The following is a 4,006-nucleotide window of genomic DNA, read 5'->3' as shown; positions in this document are numbered from 1 at the left end:
CGGATCGTCATTGCAATCACCAACTACGAGCGAGGACACGATCCAGGACGTGAGATGCTCAAGCTATGAGTTGGATTCTATGACACGCTCAGACCGGCAACAAAAAGGACGCTTCAGACATACTAGAGGCGGCATCGATCGATCCGGTCGATGAGTACCCCAACTTTCAGGCACTCGTCTATCTCGCCAAACATCGAGAGGAACAGCCGGACGAGCGTCTCGAACTCCATTTCGTTCATCTACTCGACGGAGTCGATGAAGCCCTCACGGGGTCTCCGCCTGATCCAGCAGATCTCGTTACGACGATCACCTACGTTCCAGCGACGTTTAGCGAGTTTGTCGCGAGCCGAGATACCTTCGAGAGTGTAACCGATTACGCTGATTCGAATAAGCGGTGTCGGGCATTGCACCCGCTCGGGTACGAAGCCTACAGGGACTTTTTCGAGACTCACGAGCTTCCCCGAGCTGGAGACGATCCCGATCGACGGGCGACAATCACCAAGGAGTTCGTCACGTATGCCCAGGAACGCGTCGGCGAATACAAGTACGTCCGTCAAGGCTGCGAGAAGGTGATCGACGATCTTGACGATGTACCGACCGGATACGTCCTGCAATCGGACCTCGATGCTTTCGAGGCGTTCGTCGACGAGCAACTCGAGGCCCTGAACGAGTATCGAAACAGTCGGTTCCCGGTAGCCTATCGGGAGGAAGGACCGACTTGGGACCGCGTCGATCATCGAGACCTCATACTCACAGACCGATGACTGGAATCTCACCAAACCAGGAGCAAGAAACACTGATCGAACATACCGACGGGATCTATCTCGTTGATGCCGGTGCAGGAACGGGCAAAACGTTCACTGTAACGCACCGGTATGCGAATATCCTCGAAAAACCGGATATCGAACCAGAGGACATCCTTTTGGCCACGTTCACGCGGAATGCGGCTGCAGAGATGGCCGATCGAATCGCTCGCCAGTCCCCATACGATCCCGTCCAGTTACAGGACGCCCCGATTAGCACATTTCACGGCTACTGTTATCAGCTGCTTCGACGCTATGGTCACGAAACCCCGGCCAAAATCGGGATTGACGACCAGATTCCACAATCACTCGAGTTAATCGAGGATGGGATTCGGGAGGGAGAGCTGTTCAATACGTTCATCACTCGTTTCGAAGACCGTCATCCCGAACACGAGCACCTTTTTGTAGCGCTGGACGATCCCAGTTCTCTGCGCTCGTTGATTGCCGAACTCGCTGCGAAAGGTATCATTCCTGAACGCGACGGGTGGTACCGAGATACTGGTACTCCGCTTCTGGGTGACCGGGAGGCGTTCATGGACCTCTTCAAACGGGAGAATCGACCGAATGAAGGGGCAAACGGTCCCACACAATCCGATGCACGCTCGTCAGTAAGTGGGTGGGATGCAACAGAATACGTTCCCGATGCACCGACAGCTGACGAGGTTGTCGGGTACCCACAACTTCACTCAGAACCTGTCGAGCAGGCATTTGATGAGGACCGTGAGGACCTACTCGCCTTTGTACACGATGTCTATTTCGAGTACCTCGAGTATGCGCTCGAGCGTAACTATCTCACACAAGGGCTCATGCTTGTGATGGCGTTCGTGATGCTGTGTGAGGACGCAGCTGTTCGCGAACAGGTTCGCCACCGGTACGTCATGGTCGACGAATTCCAGGATACCAACGAGTTGCAATTCAAACTCACGCTGCTCCTTGCTGCTGATAATAACATCTGCGTCGTCGGCGACTGGAAACAGAGTATCTACGGGTTCCAGTATACCACGGTCGAAAACATTCAGAATTTCGAGGAACGGATCTCGCGATACAAGGCGGAATTGAATCGTGATGAGACTCGAGTTCAGTATGCCGTCGACGAGGTCGAAACGATACCACTGAAGAAGAACTACCGCTCCACGGAATCGATTCTCTCACTGGCGTCGGAGACGCTGACAACGCCAGCAACACACGGTGAGTCTCTGGATGCGGAGGAAATAGAGAACGAGATAACGCCACTCGAGGCTACGAGCCGCGTTAATAACAGCCACATTCAGGCGGTTACCCACGAAGATGAGATTGAACTGCTTCTCGATCGAATACAGCATGTCGTTGGAAACGAGGACTACAGTGTCGAGGTAAGAGATGAACCGGTCTCGACAGCAGAGATGTCTGTGGAGGAGCAAGCGGCTGCTGAACGAGAACGGCTCGGTTCCCCATCGTATAGCGATATTGCCGTCTTTACTCGAACTCGATCGTTTGCTCGTGACCTCCTCGAGAGGGCGAACGAATACGGTATTCCAATTGCGTATGAGGGTGGGGTGGAGTTATTCGATACCGATCAGGCGAAGCTTCTGCTAGCATGGCTTCGGATTTGTGAATCGAACGATCAACGAGGATGGGCGACTGTTCTGGAAGAAGCCGGATACACGCTCCCGCACGCTCGTGAGATCCTCGAGACTGAACAGTATCCCGACGCAATGGTTGCGTTTCGGGACTCCTTACAAGAGTGTGAAACCATCGGCGGATTTGCCCGAATTGTCTTTGACGAATACGGATACGATGGAGCGTATGCAAACGGTTTGCTCGGCGAACTCACCGGTATGTACGAGACGACGCTCGCAACCCGAAGCCAGGCAATCACCTACATAGAGGAACACATCGAGGCCGGATCCACGATAGAAATCGATTCGAGTCCGGGTGAGGATTCCGTCACGCTTCAGACGATACACAGTGCGAAAGGGTTGGAATATCCGATCGTATTCTGTGCGAACATGAACCGACGAGCGTTCCCCCATTACGGGCGACCATCATCAGGTACGATCCAGTATCGGGAACTGATCGGGCTCAGACAACGATCCATCTACAGCGAGGCGAGCGGTCAGCCTTACGTCCACAAACACTGGCCGTACGATCTTCTCACCGGCTGTTTGCCATCGGAATACGACGAAGAGCGTCGACTCTTCTACGTCGCGGTGACTCGAGCGAAGCGACATCTGTTCCTCACAGCTGGTGACTTGCCAAGTCCTTTCTTCACCGAACTCCCGCTCGAGCCGATCGAACTCGAACCATCCGTCGATACTGAAACCGAATATCGGGAAGACGAGGTGTCATTTTCAATTACGCCACCCGAACGAACGAGTCCCCACCGGATGAGTGTCCACGACATTATGGATGATAGCGTGTACGACGAGGTCACGGAAGGACGAGGGACGGAATTCGGGGACGAGCTTCATGACTTCGCTGAAAAGTATGCACGAGGGGACGATCTCTCACCGAGTAATGACGATCAGGAACACGTTGCGACGCTCCTTGATACCCTTGGCGGGCAATTCGAACCAGAAGTTACGGCGATTCTTCCCCTGGATTTGGATCCACAGGCCACTCTTGTCGGCATTATCGATTTACTTGTAATCACATCGGAGCGGATCCAGATTATCGACTACAAGACGGACCTCTCCCGCCATGCAGAGGCCGAATACAGGAAACAGCTCAGCGTCTATTATCACGTCGCAGCCGAGCAGTACCCAGATCGCACTATCTCGACCAGCATCTTCTATACCGCCGATAATGAGCGTGTGGAAGTATCGCCGCTCACACTCGAGGAGTTATACGAAATAACGACGCCCGTGGTCGGTGAACATACCCACTCCGAAAAAATACAAAATATATAAAATAACTAACATTATCTCGGGCCTTTATCTTAATCTTCCAATCTCAAGTGCTGCAACTGCGGCTTCAGGATCAACGCCGTATTCGACGGGTACTGTTAAGCGGATGACTGTCGAAACAACCAGACAGAACTGCAATGGCTCGCGTCACAGATCCACGGCCACCACTTCCGGAGTGGATTCTCGAGTGCTACGACCGGCTGTGTACGCAGGCATGTCGGCCAGATGCTGGCGAAGACAGTGTTCCGCTGATCAATTATGACGATGCTACTGACATTCTGGCCGCCGATGCAGAGTTAGCACTCGAGCAACGGGACG

3 protein-coding genes are annotated in these 4,006 nt (G+C 53.5%); all 3 read left to right on the top strand.

Annotated features, from left to right (window positions below; all coding sequences use genetic code 11):
* Positions 1 to 404 precede the first annotated feature (404 nt).
* Entirely contained in the window at positions 405 to 764 is a 360-nt protein-coding gene (locus C487_RS00020; protein ID WP_006183597.1) for a hypothetical protein, read from the top strand.
* Positions 761 to 3,691: a UvrD-helicase domain-containing protein gene (locus C487_RS00015; RefSeq protein ID WP_006183596.1), complete on the top strand. Its 2,931-nt coding sequence runs from the start codon at positions 761 to 763 to the stop codon at positions 3,689 to 3,691. Before C487_RS00020 ends, C487_RS00015 begins: the two co-directional genes overlap by 4 nt.
* Positions 3,692 to 3,825: 134 nt before the next feature.
* A partial coding sequence (locus tag C487_RS21245; protein WP_083864436.1) for a hypothetical protein occupies positions 3,826 to 4,006 on the top strand: 181 nt, incomplete at its 3' end.

Origin of the sequence: Natrinema pallidum DSM 3751, assembly GCF_000337615.1 — an archaeon.
GTDB lineage: Archaea > Halobacteriota > Halobacteria > Halobacteriales > Natrialbaceae > Natrinema > Natrinema pallidum.
The sequence above is the reverse complement of the archived record's forward strand: the minus strand, read 5'-3'. Positions and strand labels throughout refer to the sequence as shown.

Coding starts and splice junctions, on each gene's coding strand:
- C487_RS00015 (WP_006183596.1), top strand. CDS start 761: ATGACTGGAATCTCACCAAACCAGGAGCAAGAAACACTGATCGAACAT.